This is a genomic window from Salipiger bermudensis, assembly GCF_017309175.1.
Classification (GTDB): Bacteria; Pseudomonadota; Alphaproteobacteria; order Rhodobacterales; family Rhodobacteraceae; genus Salipiger; species Salipiger bermudensis.
In genome coordinates, this window is the sequence record NZ_JAEKJV010000001.1 from 399,371 (window position 1) to 422,021 (window position 22,651).

Annotated in this window: 15 protein-coding genes and 1 pseudogene; 8 read left to right on the forward strand and 8 right to left on the reverse strand. The window is 68.8% G+C overall.

The genetic code is table 11. The annotated features are described in order from the left end of the window. Window positions 1-13 precede the first annotated feature (13 nt). Window positions 14-826 carry a TIGR00282 family metallophosphoesterase gene (locus tag JF542_RS01990; protein WP_007792055.1) on the forward strand — a complete coding sequence of 271 codons (813 nt, stop codon included), beginning with the start codon at window positions 14-16 and terminating at the stop codon, window positions 824-826. Window positions 827-987: 161 nt separating this feature from the next. Beyond that, the gene (locus JF542_RS01995; RefSeq protein ID WP_007792058.1) at window positions 988-2,766 is read left to right on the forward strand and encodes an SLC13 family permease; all 1,779 of its coding nucleotides are present in this window, start codon (window positions 988-990) and stop codon (window positions 2,764-2,766) included. Between the two features lie 80 nt (window positions 2,767-2,846). On the opposite strand, the gene JF542_RS02000 is transcribed toward JF542_RS01995, so the two are convergent. Beyond that, on the reverse strand, window positions 2,847-3,581 hold the full coding sequence (locus JF542_RS02000; protein WP_207074532.1) for a glutamine amidotransferase: 735 nt from the start codon (window positions 3,579-3,581) through the stop codon (window positions 2,847-2,849). A 95-nt stretch (window positions 3,582-3,676) separates the two neighbouring features. On the opposite strand from JF542_RS02000, the gene JF542_RS02005 reads away from it, so the two are divergent. From JF542_RS02005 to ftsA, 6 genes are all read left to right on the forward strand, one after another. Continuing rightward, on the forward strand, window positions 3,677-4,909 hold the full coding sequence (locus tag JF542_RS02005) for a putative DNA modification/repair radical SAM protein (RefSeq protein ID WP_207074533.1): 1,233 nt from the start codon (window positions 3,677-3,679) through the stop codon (window positions 4,907-4,909). Beyond that, complete coding sequence (locus JF542_RS02010) at window positions 4,909-6,348, forward strand: UdgX family uracil-DNA binding protein (RefSeq protein WP_207074534.1); 1,440 nt, start codon at window positions 4,909-4,911, stop codon at window positions 6,346-6,348. Before JF542_RS02005 ends, JF542_RS02010 begins: the two co-directional genes overlap by 1 nt. 58 nt (window positions 6,349-6,406) lie before the next feature. Continuing rightward, on the forward strand, window positions 6,407-7,351 hold the full coding sequence (murB, locus tag JF542_RS02015; protein WP_207074535.1) for a UDP-N-acetylmuramate dehydrogenase: 945 nt from the start codon (window positions 6,407-6,409) through the stop codon (window positions 7,349-7,351). Window positions 7,352-7,503: 152 nt separating this feature from the next. Continuing rightward, window positions 7,504-8,418 carry a D-alanine--D-alanine ligase gene (locus tag JF542_RS02020; RefSeq protein WP_207074536.1) on the forward strand — a complete coding sequence of 305 codons (915 nt, stop codon included), beginning with the start codon at window positions 7,504-7,506 and terminating at the stop codon, window positions 8,416-8,418. Then, window positions 8,415-9,314, forward strand: a complete 900-nt coding sequence (locus JF542_RS02025) for a cell division protein FtsQ/DivIB (protein ID WP_007792072.1) — start codon at window positions 8,415-8,417, stop codon at window positions 9,312-9,314. Before JF542_RS02020 ends, JF542_RS02025 begins: the two co-directional genes overlap by 4 nt. Next, the gene (ftsA, locus tag JF542_RS02030; protein WP_207074537.1) at window positions 9,311-10,642 is read left to right on the forward strand and encodes a cell division protein FtsA; all 1,332 of its coding nucleotides are present in this window, start codon (window positions 9,311-9,313) and stop codon (window positions 10,640-10,642) included. The genes JF542_RS02025 and ftsA overlap by 4 nt, the downstream gene beginning before the upstream one ends. Window positions 10,643-10,993: 351 nt before the next feature. On the opposite strand, the gene recN is transcribed toward ftsA, so the two are convergent. The 7 genes and pseudogenes from recN to JF542_RS02065 all read right to left on the reverse strand — a co-directional run bounded on the left by recN (window position 10,994) and on the right by JF542_RS02065 (window position 22,608). Beyond that, window positions 10,994-12,646, reverse strand: a complete 1,653-nt coding sequence (gene recN, locus JF542_RS02035) for a DNA repair protein RecN (RefSeq protein ID WP_207074538.1) — start codon at window positions 12,644-12,646, stop codon at window positions 10,994-10,996. 33 nt (window positions 12,647-12,679) lie between these two features. Further along, entirely contained in the window at window positions 12,680-13,534 is an 855-nt protein-coding gene (locus JF542_RS02040; RefSeq protein WP_040544210.1) for an outer membrane protein assembly factor BamD, read from the reverse strand. A gap of 113 nt (window positions 13,535-13,647) precedes the next feature. Then, window positions 13,648-14,577 carry a UDP-3-O-acyl-N-acetylglucosamine deacetylase gene (gene lpxC, locus JF542_RS02045; RefSeq protein WP_207074539.1) on the reverse strand — a complete coding sequence of 310 codons (930 nt, stop codon included), beginning with the start codon at window positions 14,575-14,577 and terminating at the stop codon, window positions 13,648-13,650. Between the two features lie 230 nt (window positions 14,578-14,807). After that, window positions 14,808-16,502, reverse strand: coding sequence for a cell division protein FtsZ (ftsZ, locus tag JF542_RS02050; RefSeq protein WP_007792081.1), 1,695 nt, complete (start codon window positions 16,500-16,502; stop codon window positions 14,808-14,810). Window positions 16,503-16,902: 400 nt separating this feature from the next. Beyond that, window positions 16,903-20,205, reverse strand: a pseudogene (locus tag JF542_RS02055) (error-prone DNA polymerase); the annotation flags it as partial. 401 nt (window positions 20,206-20,606) lie between these two features. Next, window positions 20,607-22,103, reverse strand: coding sequence for a Y-family DNA polymerase (locus JF542_RS02060; protein WP_207074540.1), 1,497 nt, complete (start codon window positions 22,101-22,103; stop codon window positions 20,607-20,609). Then, entirely contained in the window at window positions 22,018-22,608 is a 591-nt protein-coding gene (locus JF542_RS02065) for an ImuA family protein (RefSeq protein ID WP_207074541.1), read from the reverse strand. Before JF542_RS02065 ends, JF542_RS02060 begins: the two co-directional genes overlap by 86 nt. Window positions 22,609-22,651 lie beyond the last annotated feature (43 nt).

The following is a 22,651-nucleotide window of genomic DNA, read 5'->3' on the forward strand; positions in this document are numbered from 1 at the left end:
TAGGGATGCGTCCATGAGACTGCTATTTCTTGGTGACGTGATGGGCCGGGCCGGACGGGCCGCCATCGCGGAAAGACTGCCCAAGCTCCGCGAGGCGTGGAAGCTCGATTTTGTCGTGGTCAATGGCGAGAATGCCTCGAACGGCATGGGGCTGACGGCCGAGCACGCCAAGGGCATCCTCGAGGCCGGCGCCGACGTGGTGACGCTTGGCGACCATGCCTTCGACCAGAAGGACATGCTGACCTTCATCGAGAGCGAGCCGCGCATCATCCGGCCGCTGAACTTCGCCAAGCAGGCGCCGGGGCGCGGGGCCGGGCTCTTCGCCGATCGCCGCGGCCGCAAGGTGCTTGTGACGCAGGTGCTGGGGCAGGTGTTCATGAAGCGCCCCTTCGATGACCCGTTCTCGGCGATGGACGCGGTGCTGCGCAAGCACCCGCTGGGCGGGCAGGCGCAGGCGGTGCTTGTCGATGTGCATTGCGAGGCGACCTCGGAGAAGATGGCGATGGGCCATTTCTGCGACGGACGCGCCAGCATGGTCGTGGGCACCCACACCCACGTGCCCACCGGTGATGCACAGGTGCTGCCCAAGGGCACCGGCTATCTCACCGATGCGGGCATGTGCGGCGACTACGACTCGGTCATCGGCATGGACAAGGTCGAGCCGATGCGCCGCTTCGTCACCGGCATGGGCAAGACCCGCTTCCAGCCGGCGCTGGATGAGGCGACGCTCTGCGGTTTCTATGTCGAGACCGACGACCGCACCGGCAAGGCCGAGCGCGTCAAGATGGTGCGGCAGGGCGGGCGGCTCGAGGAGATCGGGCCGTGAGCGCGGACCGGCGTCGGCGTCTTTCCGCGCCGCAAATCTGATTTTAACCATACCGCGGCGATACAGGGCCTGTGTCGCCGTCAGGGGCGCTCGCCGTTGCGCTTGAAGTTTCACCGCGCTTTGTCAGTATGTGCCGGGTTGAGCAGAGGCAGATTTCCCGAATGGAATTTTTCGACTTGAGCCAGGCGGCGCAGGCTTACATCACCATTGCCACGGTGGTGGGCATGTTCGTGCTCTTCGTCCAGGAACGCTATCCCACCGAGGTCGTGGCCATCGGGGGTGTCGGCGTGCTGCTGCTGCTGGGGGTTCTGCCCTATGATGCGGCGCTCACGGTGTTGTCCAACCCGGCGCCGTGGACCATTGCCGCGATGTTCATCGTCATGGGAGCCATGGTGCGCACCGGTGCGCTCGATGCCTTTGCCTCCTATGCGCAGGGCGAGGTCGCCAAGCATCCCCGCCGGGCCATCGCGGTGATCATGGTGGTGGTGATCTTGGCGTCGGCCTTCATGAACAACACGCCGGTGGTGGTGATGATGCTGCCGATCTTCGTGCAGATCTCGCACCAGCTTGGCGTGCAGCCCTCCAAGCTTCTGATCCCGCTCAGCTATGCCGCCATCCTCGGCGGCACCACGACGCTGATCGGCACCTCGACCAACCTGCTGGTCGACGGTGTTGCCCGCACCAATGGGCTCGAGCCGTTCACCATCTTCGAGGTCACGCCGCTGGCCGTCATCCTCGTGGCCTGGGGAATGCTCTACCTTGTCGTCGCTGGCCGCTTCCTGCTGCCAGAACGGCACTCGATGGCGGGCATGCTGTCGGACCGGTCGCGGATGAAGTTCTTCACCGAAGCGGTGATCCCGCCCGACAGCAACCTCATCGGCCGCGACGTGTTGGGGGTGCAGCTTTTCAAGCGCGAGGGCGTGCGGCTGGTCGACGTGGTGCGCGGAGACGAGTCGCTGCGCCGCAACCTGCAGGGCGTCACGCTCGAGGTCGGCGACCGCGTGGTGCTTCGCACCCAGATGACCGAGCTTCTGAGCCTGCAGCGCAACAAGGAGCTCAAGCGGGTCGACCAGATCTCGGCGCGCGAGACCACCACCGTCGAAGTGCTGATCTCGCCCGGCTGCAAGATGGTCGGCCGCTCGCTCGGCGCGCTGCGCCTGCGCCGGCGCTACGGCGTCTACCCGTTGGCGGTGCACCGCCGGAACCAGAACATCGGCCGCAAGCTCGACGATCTGGTGGTGCGCGTGGGCGACACGCTGCTGCTCGAGGGCGCGCCCGAGGACATCAAGCGTCTCGCCGACGAGATGGAGCTGGTCGACGTCTCGCACCCCTCGGCCCGTGCCTTCCGCCGCGGTCACGCGCCCATCGCCATTGGCGCGATGGGCGCGATCGTGATCCTTGCGGCGCTTGGCGTGGCGCCGATCCTGTCGCTGACGGTGATCGCGGTGGCGGTGGTGCTGCTGGCGCGCTGCATCGACGCCGACGAGGCCTTCTCCTTCATCGAGGGCCGGCTGCTTGCGCTGATCTTCGCCATGCTGGCCATCGGCGCGGCGCTTGAGGCCTCTGGCGCGGTCGAGCTGATCGTGCAGGCGGTGGCGCCGTGGATGCAGGAGCTGCCCGGGCCGCTGCTGGTCTGGTCGGTGTTCCTGCTGACCTCGGTGCTGACCGAGGCGGTGAGCAACAACGCCGTTGCGGTGGTCGTCACACCGATCGCGATCTCGCTGGCGCAGGCGCTGGGCATCGATCCGCGCCCTCTGGTGGTGGCGGTGATGGTGGCGGCATCGTGCAGCTTTGCCACCCCCATCGGCTACCAGACCAACACGCTGGTCTATGGCCCGGGCGGTTACCGCTTCTCGGACTTCCTGAAGGTGGGCGTGCCGCTGAACCTCAGCGTGGGCGTACTCTCGGCGCTGCTCATCCCGCTGATCTGGCCGCTCTGAGCGCGGCGCGGGAGGCCAAGATTTTTAGGACTAAAAATCTTGGCCTCAAAAATCTTAGCTAAGATTTTTGGGGTGTGACCTCAGCCGTAGCGCTGAACGAAGTTGCGCAGGATCCGCTCGGGCCATGTCACATCGGCGGCCCGGCACATGGCGATGAGATCATCCGCCTCGGACGGGTCGAAATAGCCCTTGTGCCGGTAGATGCGAATGCGGGTTTCGAACCCCGCCGCGTCAGCCTCCGGATGGAACTGCGTGGCATAGACGTTGTCGCCGTGGCGGATCATCTGGAACGGGCAGGGGCCTGAGCTCAGCAGATGCACCGCGCCCTCGGGCAGGTGCTGCACCGCCTCCTTGTGGCCGACGAATGCGTCGAAACGCTCCGGCAGCCCGTCGAGCAGCGGATCGGTGGCCCCGGCCTCGGTGCGGGCGCAGGTCACAGCGCCCACCGGCTCGCCATAGCGCGCCTTGCCGACCTCGGCGCCGAGATGATGCGCAAGGATGCCGATGCCGTAGCAGCAGCCCAAGAACGGCACGTCATGCCGGGTGATCGCCGGCATCAGGGACAGGCAGGCGGCCTCAATCCTTGCTTCCACCGCCGATTTGCTCTCCGCCGGGTCCGAGACGCAGCCCGGGCCGCCGCCCACGATCACCCCGGCATAGTCGCGCGGATCGAGCCCCTCGGGGAGGTCCTCGCAATCAAGCCGGATGCGGTGCACCCGGTCGAGAGAGAGGTCGCCCTTGGCGAGGAAGGCGGAAAATTCGTCGTCGCTGGCCTCGGCCTCGGGGCGCAGCTGCAGGATCAGGAAACGGCTCATGCGCAAGGCTTTAGCCCGGCGCGACCGATCCGCAAAGCGCAGATGTGATCGCGCCCCGCTTGATTGCCGCACCCTCAAGAACATATCATGAACATATGGCACGACTCACACTTGATCAGAAGCTCGCGATTCTCTCCGACGCGGCAAAATACGATGCCTCCTGCGCCTCGAGCGGGGGGCAGAAGCGCGACTCGCGCGATGGCAAGGGGCTGGGCTCGGTCACCGGCTCTGGGATCTGCCACGCCTACACGCCCGACGGGCGCTGCATCAGCCTGCTCAAGATCCTGATGACCAATTTCTGCATCTACGATTGCGCCTATTGCGTGAACCGGGTGAGCAGCAACGTCCAGCGCGCCCGCTTCTCGCCCGAGGAGGTGGTGACGCTGACGCTGGAGTTCTACCGCCGCAACTATATCGAGGGTTTGTTCCTCTCCTCGGGCATCATCCGCAGCCCCGACGAGACCATGACCGACATGGTGCGCATCGCCCGCACCCTGCGGCAGGAGCACGGGTTTCGCGGCTACATCCACCTCAAGACCATCCCCGACGCCACGCCCGAGCTGATCGAGGAGGCGGGGCTCTATGCCGACCGGCTGTCGATCAATGTCGAGCTGCCCACCGACGGGGCGGTGAAATCCTACGCCCCCGAGAAGGACCCGGCACAGATCCGCAAGGCGATGGCCGACGTGCGCCTGTCGCGCGAGGCCCGCAAGGAGCGCAGCTTCACCGGCAAGCGCCCGCCGCGCTTTGCCCCCGCCGGGCAGTCGACGCAGATGATCGTGGGGGCCGACGGGGCGGATGACACCACCATTCTCGGCACCTCGACGCGGCTTTATTCCAGCTACCGGCTGAAGCGGGTCTATTACTCGGCCTTCTCGCCGATCCCCGACAGCTCGGCGGCGCTGCCGCTGATCAAGCCGCCGCTCATGCGCGAGCACCGGCTCTACCAGGCCGACTGGCTGCTGCGCTTCTACGGCTTCGAGCTGGGCGAGATCGCCTCGGCCACCAAGGGCGGCAATCTCGATCTCGAGATCGACCCCAAGCTCGCTTGGGCGTTGGCCAATCGCCACCGCTTCCCGATCGACGTGAACCGCGCCGAGCGCGAGCTGCTGCTGCGCATCCCGGGCGTCGGCACCAAGAGCGTCGGGCGCATCCTCGCCACCCGCCGTCACCGCGCACTGCGCTACGAGGACCTGCGCCGCATGGGGGTCAACCTCAAGCAGGCGCGGCCCTTCCTGACGGCGCTCGACTGGCGGCCGCGGGGGCTCGACGCCGCCGATCTGCGGGCGCGCTTTGCGCCGCCGCCCGAGCAGCTGCAGCTCATCTGATGCGCCGGGTCGTGCTGCCGGAGATCGGCACCTTCGAGGCCTGGCGCGACGAGGCGCGGGCGCTTCTGGGGGCGGGCGTGCCGCCCGAGGAGGTGCTCTGGCACCGGGGCGCCGCCGAGGCAGATCTTTTCGCCGAGGCGCTGCCGCCGGTGCGGGGCGGGGCGGTGACCGTGCCCAAGGGGTTCGTCGATCTGGCGCGGCTGGTGGTCTGGCACCGCGACCCCGAGCGCTTTGCCCGGCTCTATGCGCTGCTCTGGGCGCTCGGCCACGATCGCCGCCTGCTCGAGGATCGCGGCGATCCACGCGTCGACCGGCTGCGGCGTATGGCCAAGGAGGTCAGCCGCGACCGCCACAAGATGACCGCCTTCGTGCGCTTCCGTGAGATCGGCGATCCTGCCGCCACGCGCCGGCGCTTTGCCGCGTGGTTCGAGCCGTCGCATTACATCCTCGAGCTGACCGCGCCGTTCTTTGCCAAGCGCTTCGGCGATATGGACTGGTCGATCTTCACGCCCGATCTGACGGCGCATTTCGACGGGTTCGAGATCCGCTTCGCCCCGCCCGAGGCGCGGCCCGAGCTGCCCGACGACGCCGCAGAGGAGCTCTGGCGCACCTACTTCCGCAACATCTTCAACCCCGCACGGCTCAAGATCGGCGCGATGCAGGCGGAGATGCCGAAGAAATACTGGCGCAACCTGCCCGAGGCGCCGCTGATTCCCGAGCTGATCGCCGAGGCCCAGTCGCGAGCGCAGGCCATGGCTGACGCGGCGCCGAGCCTGCCGCCGATCCGGGCCGAGCGCATCACCGAGCGGCTGCGCGCCCCCGAGGCGCCAGCGCCGGTGGGCGATCGCGACGCGCTGCTTTCTGGCCTTGCGGGGTGTCGGCGCTGTCCGCTTTGGCAAAACGCCACCCAGCCGGTGGCGGGTGAAGGCCCGCTCGATGCGGCGCTGATGATCGTGGGCGAGCAGCCCGGCGATCAGGAGGATTTGGCGGGTCGCCCCTTCGTGGGGCCGGCGGGGCAGCTCTTTGACACGGTGGCCGCGCGCGCCGGGCTGGAGCGTGACCGGGCCTATGTCACCAACGCGGTGAAGCATTTCAAGTTCGCGCCGCGCGGCAAGCGGCGGCTGCACCAGTCTCCGAACTCGGGCGAGATCGCGCATTGCCGCTGGTGGCTCGACATGGAGCGCCAGCTGGTGCGCCCCAAGCTGATCGTGGCGATGGGGGCGAGCGCAGCGGAAAGCCTGACCGGCGATGGCCGCCGCATCGGCACACGGCGCGGGGCACTCGAACACGCGCCCGACGGCACGCCGGTGATGGTGACGTGGCACCCGTCCTACCTCTTGCGCCTGCCCGAGGGCGCGCGCTCCGCCGCCGAGGCGGCCTTCGAGGCGGATCTGCGCCGCGCCGCCGCGCTGGTGGCGCAGGGGGAGGCCGCCGGCTGATACCGCAGGGCCTTAACGAGGGCTTTACCGGGGCGGCGGGGCAGGGCAGAACAGCGCCATGACCCAGACATCCCCCTCCGACACCCTTCCCGATGTGCGCGGCCGGCTGACGCCCAACCGCGACCTCTCCGCTCTCACCTGGCTGCGCGTCGGCGGGCCGGCGGACGTGCTGTTCCAGCCGGCTGATCTCGACGATCTGCAGCAGTTCCTGCGGGCGCTGCCGCCGGAGCGCGAGGTCTTTCCGATGGGCGTCGGCTCGAACCTCATCGTGCGCGATGGCGGGCTGCGGGCGGTGGTGATCCGGCTCGGGCGCGGCTTCAACGGCATCGAGATCGACGGCACCCGCGTCACCGTGGGGGCGGCGATGCTCGACGCGCAGGCGGCCAAGCGGGCGGCGGCGGAGGGGGTCGACCTGACCTTCCTGCGCACCATCCCCGGCAGTATCGGCGGCGCGGTGCGGATGAATGCGGGCTGTTATGGCACCTACGTGGCCGACCACCTGGTCGAGATCCGCGCGGTGACCCGGGCCGGCGATCTGGTGACGCTCTCGAAGGACGCGCTCAAGCTCGGCTATCGCCACAGCGAGCTGCCCGAGGGCTGCGTGATCGTCGAGGCGGTGTTCGAGGGCGCGACGGGCGATCCCGAAGAGCTCGCTGCGCGCATGGAGGCGCAGCTGAAAAAGCGCGACGAGACCCAGCCCACCAAGGACCGCACCGCCGGCTCGACCTTCCGCAACCCGGCGGGATTCAGTTCGACCGGGCGCGAAGACGACGTGCACGACCTCAAGGCGTGGAAGGTTATCGATGATGCCGGGATGCGCGGTGCAACCCTTGGTGGCGCGCAGATGTCGCCCAAGCATTCCAACTTTCTGGTGAACACCGGAGAGGCAACGGCGGCCGATCTCGAGGGGCTGGGCGAAGAAGTTCGAAAAAAGGTTTTCCAAGACAGTGGAATAGAGCTACATTGGGAAATCATGCGGGTCGGTGAACCCGCACAGAAATGACGCCGACAACCGGCGCGTGACAGGCACGGCGGCTCGCCGATCAAAGAGCAAGCTGTCGAATATTGCAGGGCGGGTCCGGTTTGCTGGGCCGATGAGTCCTGAAGCAGAACAAAAGGGGCAGAAAGCCCCGTGATTTCGAGGCGGTTTTGGGGATGTCGAGCAGGGCAAACCCGAAAGTGGCGGTATTGTTGGGTGGACCCTCCGCAGAGCGCGAGGTGTCTCTCAGTTCCGGGCGGGAATGTGCCGCCGCTTTGAGGGCAGAAGGTTACCAGGTCACCGAGGTCGATGCCGGCCGCGATCTGGCGCAGCGTCTAGAGGCGCTCGCGCCTGATGTCGTGTTCAACGCGCTGCATGGCCGTTGGGGCGAGGATGGCTGTGTGCAGGGGCTGCTGGAATGGATGGGTATTCCCTACACCCATTCCGGGGTTCTGGCGTCGGCGGTGGCGATGGACAAGGAACGCTCCAAGGAGGTCTACCGCGCCGCGGGACTTCCGGTGGTCGAGAGCGTTCTGGCGAGCAAGGCCGAGATCTCGGCCCGCCACATGATGGCGCCGCCCTACGTGGTCAAACCCTATAACGAAGGCTCCTCGGTGGGCGTCTACCTCGTGCAGGAGGGCGCCAACACGCCGCCGCGCATTGCCGAGGACATGCCTGACACGCTGATGGTCGAGACCTATGCGCCGGGGCGCGAGCTCACCACCACGGTGATGGGCGACCGGGCGCTGACCGTCACCGACATCATCACCGAGGGCTGGTACGATTACGACGCCAAGTACAAGGAAGGCGGCTCGCGTCACGAGCTACCCGCCGACGTGCCGGCCGAGATCTTCGATGCCTGCCTCGCGTACGCGCTGCGCGCCCATGAGGCGCTTGGCTGCCGCGGCGTGAGCCGCACCGATTTTCGCTGGGACGAGAGCCGCGGGCTGGACGGGCTGATCCTGCTCGAGACCAACACCCAGCCCGGTATGACGCCGACCTCGCTGGTGCCCGAGCAGGCCCAGCATTGCGGCATTTCCTTTGGCGCGCTGATGCGCTGGATGGTGGAGGACGCCTCGTGCAACCGTTGAGCGCGCCGCCCCGGCAGCAGGCGAACCAGCAGGTGAACCGCCCCGATCCCGCGCCGTCGCGGCTGAAATACCGCCTCGAGCGGCTGATGCTGACGCCGATGTTCCGCCTCGCGCTGCGGGTCGGCATCCCGGCGGTGATCGGCTTCGGCGCGGCAAGCTGGTATTTCTCTTACGAAGAACACCGCACGCAGGTGGTCGATACGGTGGCGCATATCCGCAACCAGATCGAGACCCGGCCCGAGTTCATGGTCAACCTGATGGCCATCGACGGCGCCAGCAGCGGCGTGTCCGACGACATCCGCGAGATCGTGCCGCTGGATTTCCCGATCAGCTCCTTCGATCTCGACCTCGATCACATGCGCGGCACCATCACCGGGCTCGACGCGGTGAAATCCGCCGAGCTGCGCATCCGGCAGGGCGGGGTGTTGCAGATCGATGTGACCGAGCGGGTGCCGGTGGCGCTCTGGCGCCATGCCGGCGCGCTCGAGCTTCTCGACATGGACGGCGTGCATGTGGGGCCCGCGACGCGGCGCTCGGAGCGGCCCAACCTGCCGGTGATCGCCGGGCGCGGCGCCGATGGCCACGTGCCCGAGGCGATGGCGCTGATCCGCGCGGCTGCGCCGCTCACCGACCGGATGCGCGGCCTCGTGCGCATGGGCGAGCGGCGCTGGGACGTGGTGCTGGATCGCGGCCAGCGCATCATGCTGCCCGAGACCGGCGCCGTGCGGGCACTCGAGCGCGCACTGGCGATGGATGCGGCGGTCGACATGCTGGGGCGTGACATCGCCGCGGTGGACCTGCGCCTGCCGCGCCGTCCGACCCTGCGTCTGGCGAGCGGGGCAGTGGAACAATATTGGCGGATCAAGGCCTTAGAGACCGGAGAACAACAACAATGATCGAGCTCTATGAATCCCAGCGCGCGATGCGCAACATGCGCAAGGCGGCGATGCAGCGCGGCGTTGTGGCGATCCTCGACGTGGGCAGTTCCAAGATCGCCTGTCTCGTGCTGCGCTTCGACGGCAACGAGCAGATCCTCGACGACGGCATCGGGTCGCTGGCCGGGCAGTCGGGCTTCCGGGTGATCGGCGCCGCGACGACCCGTTCGCGCGGGGTCAAGTTCGGCGAGATCGCCGCCATGGGCGAGACCGAGCGCGCCATCCGGACCGCCGTGCAGGCGGCGCAGAAGATGGCCAATATCCGGGTCGATCACGTCATTGTCTGCTTCTCGGGCGCCGAGCCGCGCAGCTATGGGCTCGCCGGTCAGGTCGAGGTCGACGGCACCATGGTCTCCGAACAGGACGTGGCGCGGGTGCTCTCGGCCTGCGACGTGCCCGATTTCGGCTTGGGTCGCGAGGTGCTGCACGCACAGCCGGTGAACTTCGCGCTCGATCACCGCTCCGGGCTCGACGATCCGCGCGGCCAGATCGGCCGGGCGCTGGCCACCGACATGCACATGCTGACGATCAACGCGCAGGCGATCCAGAACATCGCCCATTGCGTCAAGCGCTGCGATCTCGAACTCGCGGGTCTTTCCTCTTCGGCCTATGCCTCGGGCATCTCGGCGCTGGTCGAGGACGAGCAGGAGCTGGGCGCGGCCTGCATCGACATGGGCGGCGGCACCACCGGCGTGTCGATCTTCATGAAGAAGCACATGATTTACGCCGACGCGGTGCCGATGGGCGGCAACCACGTGACCAGCGACATCTCGATGGGTCTGCAGATCCCGATGGCGATGGCCGAGCGCATCAAGACCTTCTACGGCGGCGTCGTCGCCACCGGCATGGACGATCGCGAGATGATCGAGATCTCCGGCGATACCGGCGACTGGCACCACGATCGGCGTCAGGTCAGCCGCGCCGAGCTGATCGGCATCATGCGCCCGCGGGTCGAGGAGATCCTCGAGGAGGTGCGCGCCTCGCTCGATGCGGCCGGCTTCGATCACCTGCCGAGCCAGCAGATCGTGCTGACCGGTGCCGCGAGCCAGATCCCCGGGCTCGACGGCCTTGCAAGCCGCATCCTCGGCTCGCAGGTGCGACTGGGCCGCCCGATGCGCGTGCATGGCCTGCCGCAAGCCGCCACGGGTCCGGGCTTTGCCAGCGCGGTGGGCCTTTGCCTCTTCGCGGCGCATCCGCAGGACGAATGGTGGGATTTCGAGATCCCGGTCGACAAGTACGCCTCGGGCGGCCTCAAGCGCGCCGTGAAGTGGTTCCGCGACAACTGGTGAGTTGGGCAGGGGGGCTTCGGCTCTCTACTAGATACGGACGCCCCCGCAGGATCCTGCGGGGGCGTTCTTCGTTTTTGGGGATCTCCGTGTGAGCGCGGATTCAAGGCCGCAGGCCGCCGCGCCATGGCCTGCCCGCCCCGACGGGCTGGCGATTTGGGCATGACCGCGCTGAGCTGTGAGGTCTTTCGGATTTGGTTGGCATAAATCGAGGAATTCCGCGCTTAGATCGCCACCCCGACGGGCAGGCGATGGCGCGGCGCCACAAGCGTTGTGACGGATGACAAGAGAGAGGCCGCTTCGCAACACATGGGGCCATGGAAGGGGAAGCGGCAAGCCTTTAGCCTCGCAGGACTACCCCGCCAGCAGAGCCCGAGCGGCCGCACGGGCTTCCTTGGTGACCGTGTCGCCCGAGAGCATCCGGGCGATCTCGTCCTCGCGGTCGCCGGCATCCAGCGCCGCGACGGTCGACAGCGTGGCGTCGTTCTCGACCCGCTTCTGCACCCGCCAGTGATGCGCGCCGAGCGCCGCCACTTGCGGCGAGTGCGTCACCACCAGAACCTGCCCACCCTCGGCCAGCGCCTTCAGGCGACGGCCCACCGCATCGGCGGTGGCCCCGCCAACGCCGCGGTCGATCTCGTCGAAGATCATCGTGACGCCTCGGTTGCGCTCTTCCGAGAGGCTGACCTTCAGCGCCAGAAGGAAACGCGACAGCTCGCCGCCTGAGGCGATCTTGTTAAGCGGGCCCGCCGGCGCGCCGGGGTTGGTCGCGACAGTGAAGGCCACGGCGTCGCGGCCCTCGGGGCCGGGCTCGCCGCCGGCCACCTCGGTGCGGAACACCGCGCGCTCCATCTTCAGCGGCGCCAGTTCGGTGGCCATGGCGGTGTCGAGCCGGCCCGCGGCCTCGCGGCGCGCCTCGGTCAGCGCCGCGGCGGCGGTGTCATACTCTGCATCCGCCTCGGAGACCGCGCGGGTGAGGGCGGCGATGTTTTCGGCGCCGCTCTCCAGCGCCGCCAGCCGGCCCGAGAGCGTTGCCGCCAGCTCGGGCAGCTCGTCGGGGGCGATGGCATGCTTGCGGGCGAGGCCCCGGATGGCGAAGAGCCGTTCCTCGGTCTCCTCGAGATCCTGCGGATTGAATTCTAGCGCATCGAGGCAGTCTTCGACCTCGCGCCCGGCCTCGTCCAGCTCGGCCATGGCGCGGGTGAGGGCGGCGATGGCCCCCTCGAGCCGGCCCTCGGCCTTCTCGGATGCGCCTTCGAGCCAGCGCAGGGCGTTGGCCATGGTGCCCTCGGCGCCGTCATTTCCGAGCGCCTGCGAGGCGCGCACGATGTCCTCACGGATGCGCTCGGCGCTCTGCATCATGCGGCGCTTTGTGTCCAGCTCGGCCTCCTCGCCGGGCATCGGCGCAAGCCGGTCGAGCTCGTCGACCGCGTGGCGCAGGAAATCTTCCTCGGCGCGCACCGCCTCGAGCGCGGCCTGCGCCGTCTCGAGCGCCTTGCGGGCTTGGCGCCGCTTGGCCCAGGCGGCGCGTGCCGCGGCCAGCTCGGCGTCGATGGCGGCATAGCTGTCGAGAATGGCGCGGTGGCCCGAGGGGTTGAGCAAGCCGCGGTCGTCATGCTGGCCGTGCAGTTCCACCAGCGTCTCGGACAGGCGCCGCAGTACCTCGCCGCTGGCGCGACGGTCGTTGACCCAGCCGGTCTTGCGACCGTCGGCGCTGTTGACCCGGCGCAGGATCAGCTCTTCCGAGACCGGCAGCCCGGCCTCTTCCAGCACCGCGCGGGCCGCGTGACCGGGGGAGAGCTCGAACACCGCCGTGACCTCGCCCTGCGCGGCACCGCTGCGCACCAGCTCTGCGCGGCCGCGCCAGCCCAGCACGAAGCCCAGCGAATCCAGAAGGATCGACTTGCCGGCGCCGGTCTCGCCGGTCAGCACGTTGAGACCGGGCTGGAACGCGAGGTCCAGCCGGTCGATGATCAGCATGTCGCGGATCTCAAGCGCTCGAAGCATGAACTGCAAGGCGGGCGATCAGCCCGCCATCCCTTATAGCCACTCGCCCTTCACCATCTGGCGATAGGCCTGCGCCAGCCAGTTGTCGCCCTGCGCCTCGAGCGGCAGGCCCCGGTTGGTCAGCAGCGTGTAGCTGTCACGGTACCATTCCGAGCCCTGGTAGTTGTAGCCGAGGATCGCGCCGGCGGACTGCGCTTCCTGCACGAGGCCGAGCGAGAGATAGGCCTCGACCAGACGATGCAGCGCCTCGGGCGTGTGGGTGGTGGTCTGGAAATCCTCGACCACGACGCGGAAGCGGCTGATCGCGGCGCCGAAATGCTTGTCGCGAAGATAGTAGCGGCCGATCTCCATTTCCTTGCCGGCGAGGTGGTCGAAGGCGAGGTCGAATTTCAGGATCGAGCTGCGGGCATACTCGCTCTCGGGATAGCGTTCGATCACCGTGCGCAGCGCCTGCAAGGCCTGGAAGGTGAGGCCCTGGTCGCGCCCGACCTCCTCGATCTGGTCATAGTAGGAGAGGGCGAGAAGATACTGCGCGTAGGCGGCATCCTCGTCGGTCGGATAGAAATCGATATAGCGCTGCGCCGAGGAGCGGCTGTTCTCGTAATCCTTCTCGGTGTGGAAGGCGTAGGCCTGCATGATCAGCGCCCGCTTCGACCATTCCGAATAGGGGTAGAGGCGCTCGACCTCGCTGAAGTAATAGGCCGCCTGCTCACCATCCCTGCGGTCGAGCTCGTACTCGCCGCGCTCATAGATTTGCTGGGCAGAGAAGGTCTCGAGCGGGATGTTGCCACGGGCGTAGCCCTCGCGCTCCTGCGCAGTGCAACCCGCCAGCAGAATAGCGGAAAAAGCCACTCCGATCACTAGCTTACGCGATCTTCCGCCTGCCATGCCCGACTAACCTCATGTTCGTTCTAGGGGCCGAAGGACGGCCCTTGGCACGGTCCTAGCACAGAAAATTCCGGTGCAAAACGCCTTAACGGCGTTTTGCGTCCGGCGGCGTGTCAGGCAACCGCCGGGATCTCGTCGCGCTCGACTCCGGCACCCGGCAGGCGTGCCGCGAGCCCGTCGTCGCACAGCGTGATGCGGTAGGCATCGGGGGTCGAGAACAGCTCACGCAGGAGCATGTTGGTCATCGCGTGACCGGCCTTGTGACCCTCGTAATGGCCGATGATCGGGGCGCCGGCGGTGTAGAGATCGCCAAGCGCGTCGAGCATCTTGTGGCGCACCGCCTCGTCGTCGTGGCGCAGGCCGCCGGGCGAGAGCACCTTGTCGCCATCGACGACCACGGCGTTCTCATAGGTGCCGCCAAGCGCAAGGCCGTTGGCCTGCATCGCGTCGACGTCGGACTGCCGGCAGAAGGTGCGGCTGTCGCAGAGCTCGCGCACGAAGGCGCCGTTGGCGAGGTCCAGGCTGCGCTCCTGCGTGCCGATGGCATCGTCCTCGAAGGCGATGTGGAAATCCATGGTGAGGCCGTTGCCGGAGCGGGCAGGGGACAGGCTGGCCCAGCCCTTGTCGGTCAATACCGAGACCGGCTTGAGGATCTCGATGGCGTAGACCGGCGCGCGCAGGGCGCGGGTGCCTCGCTCGAGGATGGCGCGCACGAAGGGGGCGGCGGAGCCATCCATGATCGGAACTTCCGGGCCGTCGAGCTCGATCAAGGCATTGTGCACGCCGCAGCCAGAAAGCGCGGCCATCACGTGTTCGATGGTCGAGACCGAGACGCCGGCGCCGTTGACGATGCGGGTGCAGAGCGGGGTCACCTCGACGGCGTCCCAGCGCGCGGGCACCAGCGTGTCGCCCAGAAGGATGTCGGTCCGCTTGAACCAGATGCCGTGCTCGGCCGAGGCCGGGCGGATGGTCATGCGCGCCGGGCGGCCGGAATGCAGGCCGACGCCCTGGAAAGTTACAGCGGATCTCAAAGTGGTTTGCACGGTCGTACCTCAGTCATAGGAGGCTCCACCCCACTGGAGGCTCCTTTGATGGTGGGGATATAGACCGGCCCCTGTCAGCTCAAATCAAGTATTGTAACCGCCTGAAACATCGCCGTAACGGAATAAGCGAAACCTTGCAGGCATCTTTTCGGGACGTTGCAATCCTTTGACCACAAACGAAAAACGCCCCCTCGATGAGGGGGCGTTCCGTCGCGGAAGCTCGCGAAATGTCAGTTGGCCTGGCGCCGCAGGAAGGCCGGGATCTCGATCCGGTCCTGATCCTGCTGCTCGTCCTCGTCCACCACCGGGGCCGGCTGGTGGGCCTGCATCGGCGGCTGCTGGCGGCGCGGAGCGGGGGCCTCGTGGCCACCCTGACCACCTTGGGCATGGCCGTGACCGGTCATGCGGTTGATCAGCGAGTTGATCCCGAAGCGCGGCTTGTCGGCCTCGGAGGCCGGGCGTTGCATACCGGCGGGCTGCTGCGGCTGGGCGGCCGGGCGCGGGGCCTGCGCGGCGGGGCGCTGCTGCGGCTGCTGACGGCTGTGCTCGGCTGCGGTGCGCAGGCGCTGCAGGGTCTCCGGCGAGGGGGTGCCGGGGGCCGGGGCCTTGGGGGCCACGAAGGTTTCCGGCTCGGCGTCGAGCGCATTGGTCTGCGGCTGGAACTGCGCCACCTGAGGACGGTAGGCCGGCGGCGGCAGGTCGTCCTGCGCCTGTGCTGCGGGCTGCTCGTAGACCGGCTGTTGCGCCGGCTGCTGGTCGAGCGACCCGAACAGCGACGGTTCGTCCTCTTCGTATTCCGGCTCGGGCGCGTGGGCGGCAACCGGCTGCTGTGCGGGGGCCGGGGCCGGCTGAGGTGCGACCGGCGCGGCGGCGACCTCTTCCGGAGCCTCTTCGGTCATGGTCGGCTTCAGCGGCTCGGCCAGCTTGCGGCGCGGCACCGGAACGTCGCTGTGAACGTTGCTGGCATCGATGCCGGTGGCGACGACGGAGACGCGCATGTTGCCTTCCATCGTGTCGTCGAGGGTCGAGCCGACGATGATGTTGGCATCGGCGTCGACCTCTTCGCGGATGCGGTTGGCTGCCTCGTCGAGCTCGAACAGGGTCAGGTCATGACCGCCGGTGATGTTGATCAGCACGCCCTTGGCGCCCTTGAGCGAGATCTCGTCGAGCAGCGGGTTCGCGATGGCCTTCTCGGCGGCCTGGATCGCGCGCTCTTCGCCATCGGCCTCGCCGGTGCCCATCATCGCCTTGCCCATTTCGTCCATCACCGAGCGCACGTCGGCAAAGTCGAGGTTGATCAGGCCGGGGCGGACCATCAGGTCCGAGATGCCCTTGACGCCCTGGTAGAGCACGTTGTCCGCCAGCGCGAAGGCCTCGGTGAAGGTGGTCTTCTCGTTGGCGAGGCGGAACAGGTTCTGGTTCGGGATGATGATCAGCGTGTCGACGACCTTCTGCAGGGCCTCGACCCCGTCTTCGGCCTGACGCATCCGCTTGGCGCCCTCGAACTGGAACGGCTTGGTCACCACGCCCACGGTCAGCACGCCAAGCTCCCGCGCGGCCTGCGCGATGATCGGGGCCGCACCGGTGCCGGTGCCGCCGCCCATGCCGGCGGTGATGAAGCACATGTGTGCACCGGCAAGGTGATCGACGATCTGCTCGATGCTCTCTTCGGCCGCGGCTGCGCCGACCGAGGCACGGGCCCCTGCGCCAAGGCCTTCGGTGACCTTGATGCCGAGCTGGACCTTGGAGGTCGCGAGGCTCTGCTGCAGCGCCTGCGCGTCGGTGTTGGCCGTCACGAAGTCCACGCCTTCGAGCTGCTGGACGATCATGTTGTTGACGGCGTTGCCGCCGGCACCGCCTACGCCGAAGACCGTGATCCGGGGCTTCAGCTCTTCCTGTCCGGGCATCGAAAGGTTGAGTGTCATGTGTTTTGTCCGCCTGCGATTTTTGACTTGTTACACGCCTGTCCTGCGCCTTTACCGGCAATTCTTACCGACATATTAGCAACGGGTCACGCAAAAAACGCAGAATTACCACGAAATATAGGGTGAAACCGGGTAATCCGCGCGGGATTTCGCCGACACCCCCAGATTTTGGGGTTTTCACCAAAAACAACGCAAAACGAGAGCAGGCGGCGCGCCACGGGGCGGTCGCTGGTCGTCTTGCTTCGGTCATGTCGGGAGGTCTGCTCGACATCCCCTCAATCCGCCTCTGTGTGCGGTTCTGTGGATAAGCTAGCAAAGCCCCGGGCGGGCGTCATCCCCGAAAATCGAGGCTTTGCGGTTTTCCGCGCTCACGGTTTCGTTGGTGACGGGGCGGGGTCCCCTAGTGGAAGTCGCGGCTCGGGAACAGCCGCTTGGCCTGCTCGCGCGGGTGCTTGGCGGCAGGGGCGGGGCGTGCCGGACGCGGGGCCTCGTCGGCGGCGGGGTTGGTGATGCCGATGACATCGTCGAGCGGGTGGCCGAGATCGCCAAGCCGCGACGACAGGTCCTCGATCTGCTCGGCGATCAGGTGGGTGACGATGCCCTCGCGCTGCAGGTGGCCGGTGACCCGCAGCAGCCGCCCGCCCATGACCGCGCGGCGGAAGCGCTCGTAGACCTTGGGCCAGACCACCACGTTCGACACCCCGGTCTCGTCCTCGAGCGTCACGAAGATCACCCCCGAGGCGGTGCCCGGGCGCTGCCGGGTGATCACCACGCCGCAGACCGAGAGCCGCCGCAGCGGCGTGGCGGCAAGCTCCGAATGCGGCACGATGTCGGGAATGTCGGGCCGCAAAAGCTCCATCGGGTGGGCGCGCAGCGACAGCCGCATGGAGACGTAATCCTCGACCACCTCCTCGCCCAGATGCATCGGCGGCAGCTCCACATCGGGCTCGCGCAGCCCCTCGCCGTCGAGCGGATCGGCAAACAGCGGCAGCGGTGCCGGCGAGCGGATGGCGCGCACCTGCCAGAGCGCATCGCGCCGGGTCAGCCCCATGCCGGCGAAGGCATCCGCTTCGGCCAGCCGCTCGAGCACGCCGGGCAAAAGCCCCGCGCGCAGCCACAGGCTTTCGGGATCGGGATAGCCGTTGCCGCGCGCCGCCACGATCCAGCCGGCATCCTCCTCGCGGAAGCCCTTGATCTGGCGAAAGCCCAGCCGCAGCGCCAGCCTGCCGTCGGCGCGCCGCTCGAGCACGTTGTCCCACTGGCTGTGGTTGACGCAGATCGGGCGCAGCTCGATGCCGTGGTCGCGCAGGTCGCGGACGATCTGCGCCGGGGCGTAGAACCCCATCGGCTGCGAGTTGAGCAGCGCGCAGCCGAAGATCGCCGGGTGATGGCATTTCAGCCACGACGAGACATAGGTCAGCATGGCGAAGGCCGCCGCGTGGCTCTCGGGAAAGCCGTAATCGGCGAAGCCCTCGATCTGGGTGAAGCAGCGCTCGGCGGCCTCGCGGGTGTAGCCGTTCTTGAGCATGCCGCGGGTGAAGCGGTCGCGATGTTCGCCGATGGTGCCCATGCGCCGGAACGAGGCCAGCGAGCGGCGCAGCCGGTCGGCCTCTTCCGCCGAGTAGCCGGCGCCGACCACGGCGATCTGCATCGCCTGTTCCTGGAACAGCGGCACGCCGAGGGTCTTGCGGGTGACCTCCGACAGCGCCGGCCCGAACGGCTCGGGCCGCTCGAGGCCCTGCCGGCGGCGGATATAGGGCTGCACCATGCCGCCCTGGATCGGACCGGGGCGGACGATGGCGACCTCGATCACCAGGTCGTAGAAGGTGGCGGGCTTCATCCGGGGCAGGAAGTTCATCTGCGCCCGGCTCTCGACCTGGAACACCCCCACCGCGTCGGCCCTCTGCAGCATCCGGTAGGTGGCCTCGTCCTCCTGCGGCACGGTGTCGAGCGTGTGGCGGAGGCCCTCGTGCTGATCCAGCAGGGCAAAGGCCTTGCGGATGCAGGTCAGCATCCCGAGGCTGAGCACGTCGACCTTGAGGATGCCGAGCGCGTCGATATCGTCCTTGTCCCACTCGATGACGGTGCGGCCCTCCATCGCCGCGTTCTCGATCGGGCACAGCTCGTCGAGCCGGCCCCGGGTGATGATGAAGCCGCCCACGTGCTGGCTCAGGTGGCGCGGGAAGCCGATGATCTCGCCGATGAGGCCGATGGTCTGCGCCAGCCGCCGGTCGCCGGGATCGAGCCCGAGCTCGCGGATGCGGTCGGGATCGGCGCCGCCGTTGGACTGGCCCCAGATCTGCCCAGAGAGCGCCGCCGTCACGTCCTGGCTCAGCCCCATGACCTTGCCGACCTCGCGGATCGCGGCGCGGGTGCGGAAATGGATCACCGTGGCGCAGAGCCCGGCGCGGTGGCGGCCGTATTTCTCGTAGATCCACTGGATCACCTCCTCGCGCCGCTCATGCTCGAAATCGACGTCGATGTCGGGCGGCTCGCCGCGGTAGCGCGAGATGAAGCGCTCGAAGACCATGCCGATCAGGTCGGGGCTGACATCGGTGATGCCCAGCAGGTAGCACAGCACCGAGTTCGCCGCCGAGCCGCGCCCCTGGCACAGGATGCCACGCGACCGGGCGAAGGCGACGATGTCGTTCACGGTGAGGAAATAGGCCGCGAAGCCCAGCTCCTCGACCACCCGCAGCTCCTTGGCCATCAGGTCGAAGACCTTGTCCGGCGCACCCTCGGGATAGCGCCGCTCGAGCCCGGCATGGGCCAGCCGCTCGAGCCGGGCCTGCGGTGTCTCGCCATCGGCGATCTCGTCGGGATACTCGTAGCTCAGCTCGCCGAGGTCAAACGCGCAGCGCGCCGCGATCTCCAGCGTGCGGCGCAGGGCGGCGGGGTGGCGGCGGTAGAGCCGGGCCATGTCGGTGGCGGGCTTTAGCCGGCGCTCGGCATTGGGCAGGGCGCGGGTGCCGATGGCGTCGATGGTGCACCCCTCGCGCAGGCAGGTGAGCACGTCGGCCAGCTGGCGCCGCGCGGCGCGGTGCATCAGCACGTCGCCCACCGCCACCATCGGCGTGTTCATCCGGAGCGCCAGCCTTGCGCAGGCATCGAACCACGCCTGGTCGGAGCCGTCATAGCGCGGCGGCGCGCCGAGGAAGACATGACCCGGAAAGCGCCGCTGCAGCCGCCTGAGCGGCGCCGTGGCCCGGGCCAGATCTTCGGGCGGCAGGGCAATCAGGATCAGGCCGCGGCCATGCTCTTCGAGATCGGCCAGATGCAGCTGGCAGCGGCCCTTCTCGGCCCGGCGCTTGCCCAGCGTCAGCAGCCGCGACAGCCGTTCATAGGCGGCGCGGTCGGTGGGCAGGGCGAGCCACTCGACAGGCTCGTCCTCGAGCACCAGCCGGCAGCCGGTGATCAGCCGTGGCAGCAGCTGGCCGGCGCGCACGGCGATTTCCTGCGTGCCGGCCTCGGGCTGGCGCGAGGAGGGATCGGTGCGCTTGGTCGAGCGGATGCGCAGCGCCTGCTCGGCCTCGTCGCGCAGGGTCTTGAGCGCCGACCACGCGCGCACCACGCCGGCCAGCGAGTTGCGGTCGGTGATCGCCAGGGCCGAGAGCCCGAGTTCGGTGGCACGCGCCACCAGCTCCTCCGGGTGCGAGGCGCCGGTGAGGAAGGTGAAATTCGAGGTGACGCAGAGCTCGGCATAGGCGGTGGGGAGGGGGGCGTCCTTGCCACCCTTGCTGGTCCTGCCTTCGGCCGGTGGGGGGAGAGGGGCATTGGGGGCGCTGCCCCCGTCCGCCGGAGGCGGACTCCCCCGAGGTATTTTCGAACCAGAGAAGAGCGGGGTGTCTGGGAGGGATGGCGAGGTGAGGAGGTTTTGCCGGAGGATTTGGGGGGGCGAGACCATGGCGGGCGCGGGAGCGGATGGCGAGGGGGATCGGGGGCGCTGCCCCCGTCCGCCGGGGGCGGACTCCCCCGAGGTATTTCGGAACCAGAGAAGAGCGGGGCGTTTGGAAGGGATGGCACGGGAGAGCGCTGTCTCCGTCTGCGCGGGGCGGATGGCCCAGAGGTCTTTTCGGACCAGAGAAGATGCGGGGGCGGCGGGGGTCACGGGAATTCTCCGTGCACGAACCAGCCCGGGGCCTGCGGGGTGTGGAACAGCCACAGGCGGCGGCCCTCGCGGGTTTCGATGTGCCAGTAGTCGCGGGTGCCGTGGCGCCAGGCGTCGTCGGGCAGCCACCATTCCGGCGCGATGCGCTCGGGGCCGGTGGCGCGGGCGGTGGCGAGCTGCAGGGCGCGCCAGCGGAAGCGGCGCGGCGGGCGGGGACCCTGGGCGGCGATGGGTTCCGGCGGGAACAGCCGCAGCGGCCGCGGGCGCGGTGACGGCCAGCCGCCGGTGGCCGGGGCGGAGAAGGCGGCGGGGGCGACGAGGAAGGCGCGCTCTGGGATGTGGCTGTCGGCGGGTAGCAGGCGGCGGATGTTCTCGAGCCCGATGCGGGTGCCGATGCGGGTCACCAGATCGTCGAGCGCCGGGCCCTCGGGCGCCGCGCCGCGCGCCGCCACCGGCCCGCCCAGCTGTTGCACCGGCAGATCCTCGACCACCACTGCCTCGAGCCGCAGCTGGTCGATGCCGAAGCCGGCCTCGGCGGCCTCCACGCCGCGGCGGAACAGCGGCAGGATGCGGCCCGCCTCGCGCATCGGGCTCGCCAGCCGCAGCTCGACCCGGGCCGCGCCGCCATCGACCCGGCGCAGGCTCAGCTCGAGCACCCGCGCGCCGGTCTCCTGCGCCAGAAGCCGGGCGCAGAGCCGCTCGAGCAGGCGCTCGGTGCCGGCCATCACGTCCTCGGTGAGGCCGATGGGCTCGGGCAGGCTCAGGCGAATGCCGTAATGCGGCGGCTCGGCGGTGGGGGTGACCGGCTCGGGCATCGCGCCCAGCGCCTGGTCGAGCCGGGCCAGCAGGGCGGGCCCGAAGCGCCGGGTCAGCGGCGGGCGCGGGCTGGCGGCGAGATCGCCGATCGTGCGCAGCCCGAGCCGCTGCAGCGCCGTCACCACCTCGGGCTCGAGCTGGAGCGCCGCCACCGGCAGCGGTCCGAGCGCGGCCAGCGGATCGCCCGCCGGCGCCACCCCCTCGCCGAAGCGCGCCAGCGCCCAGGCGCCGCCGCGGCTGTCGGCCAGCCCCAGCCGCAGCGCCAGCCCGGCGCGGGCGGCGCGGGCGCGCATGTCGGCCAGCATCATCGCCTCGCCGCCATGCAGATGGGTGGCGCCGGTGACATCGAGCACCAGCCCGTCGGCACCGTCGATCCCGACCCAGGGGCAATAGCGCGTGGCCCAGCGGCGCAGCGCCGCGAGGAAGCGCCCGTCGCGGCCTGGATCGGCCGGCGCGGTGAGCAGCGCCGGGCAGTAGATCCGCGCATCCGCCAGCGCCATGCCGCGATGCAGCCCCTCGGCCTCGGCCCGCGGGTTCAGGCAGAACAGCCGCTCGGCGTTGGCCTGCGTCTGCACCAGCGCGAAGGGCGCTTCAACCGGACGCGCGCGCAGAACCCGGTCGCTCGGCAACCGGGGAAACCACATGGAGACGATGCGCCGTGTCTGTCCAAAGAACATCCCAGGTTCCCAGTGTTCCTGATTTGTTCTTTATAATTTCCCAACGCAGCGCTGTCGAGTCCGCCTCCTCTTCGGAGGCCAGCCGCGGGGCGGCGCGCCAGCGGGTCTCGGCGGCGTTGCTGCCCATGCCCTCGGGGATCAGGCAGAGCCCGGTGCTGCCGCCGCTTTTCGCGGCAAGCTGCAGGCGGCGGCCCTGGCGCAGGTCGAGCGGCTTGGTGATCTCGGTCACCACCAGCGGCACCGCGCCGTCGCGCAGGGCCTCCTCGGTGACCGCCAGCGCATCGGTGGGCGAGGGCGCCTCGGCGATCAGCAGCCGGGAGGGATCGAAGAACGGTGACAGGCCCTGCGGGGTCAGCATCTCCGCGCTCCAGCCCGGGCGCACCCAGAGCACCGGGCCCGCGCCCTGCGCCGCGAGGATCGCGGCGAAGCTGCTGGCGCCGGGGCCGCAGACCTCGTGGACGCGGGCGGGACGCAGGGGGAAGCTGTCGAACAGATTCGCGGGCATGGGGTCAGGATACAGGGTCGGGCCGGGGCGGGCCAAGATCCCT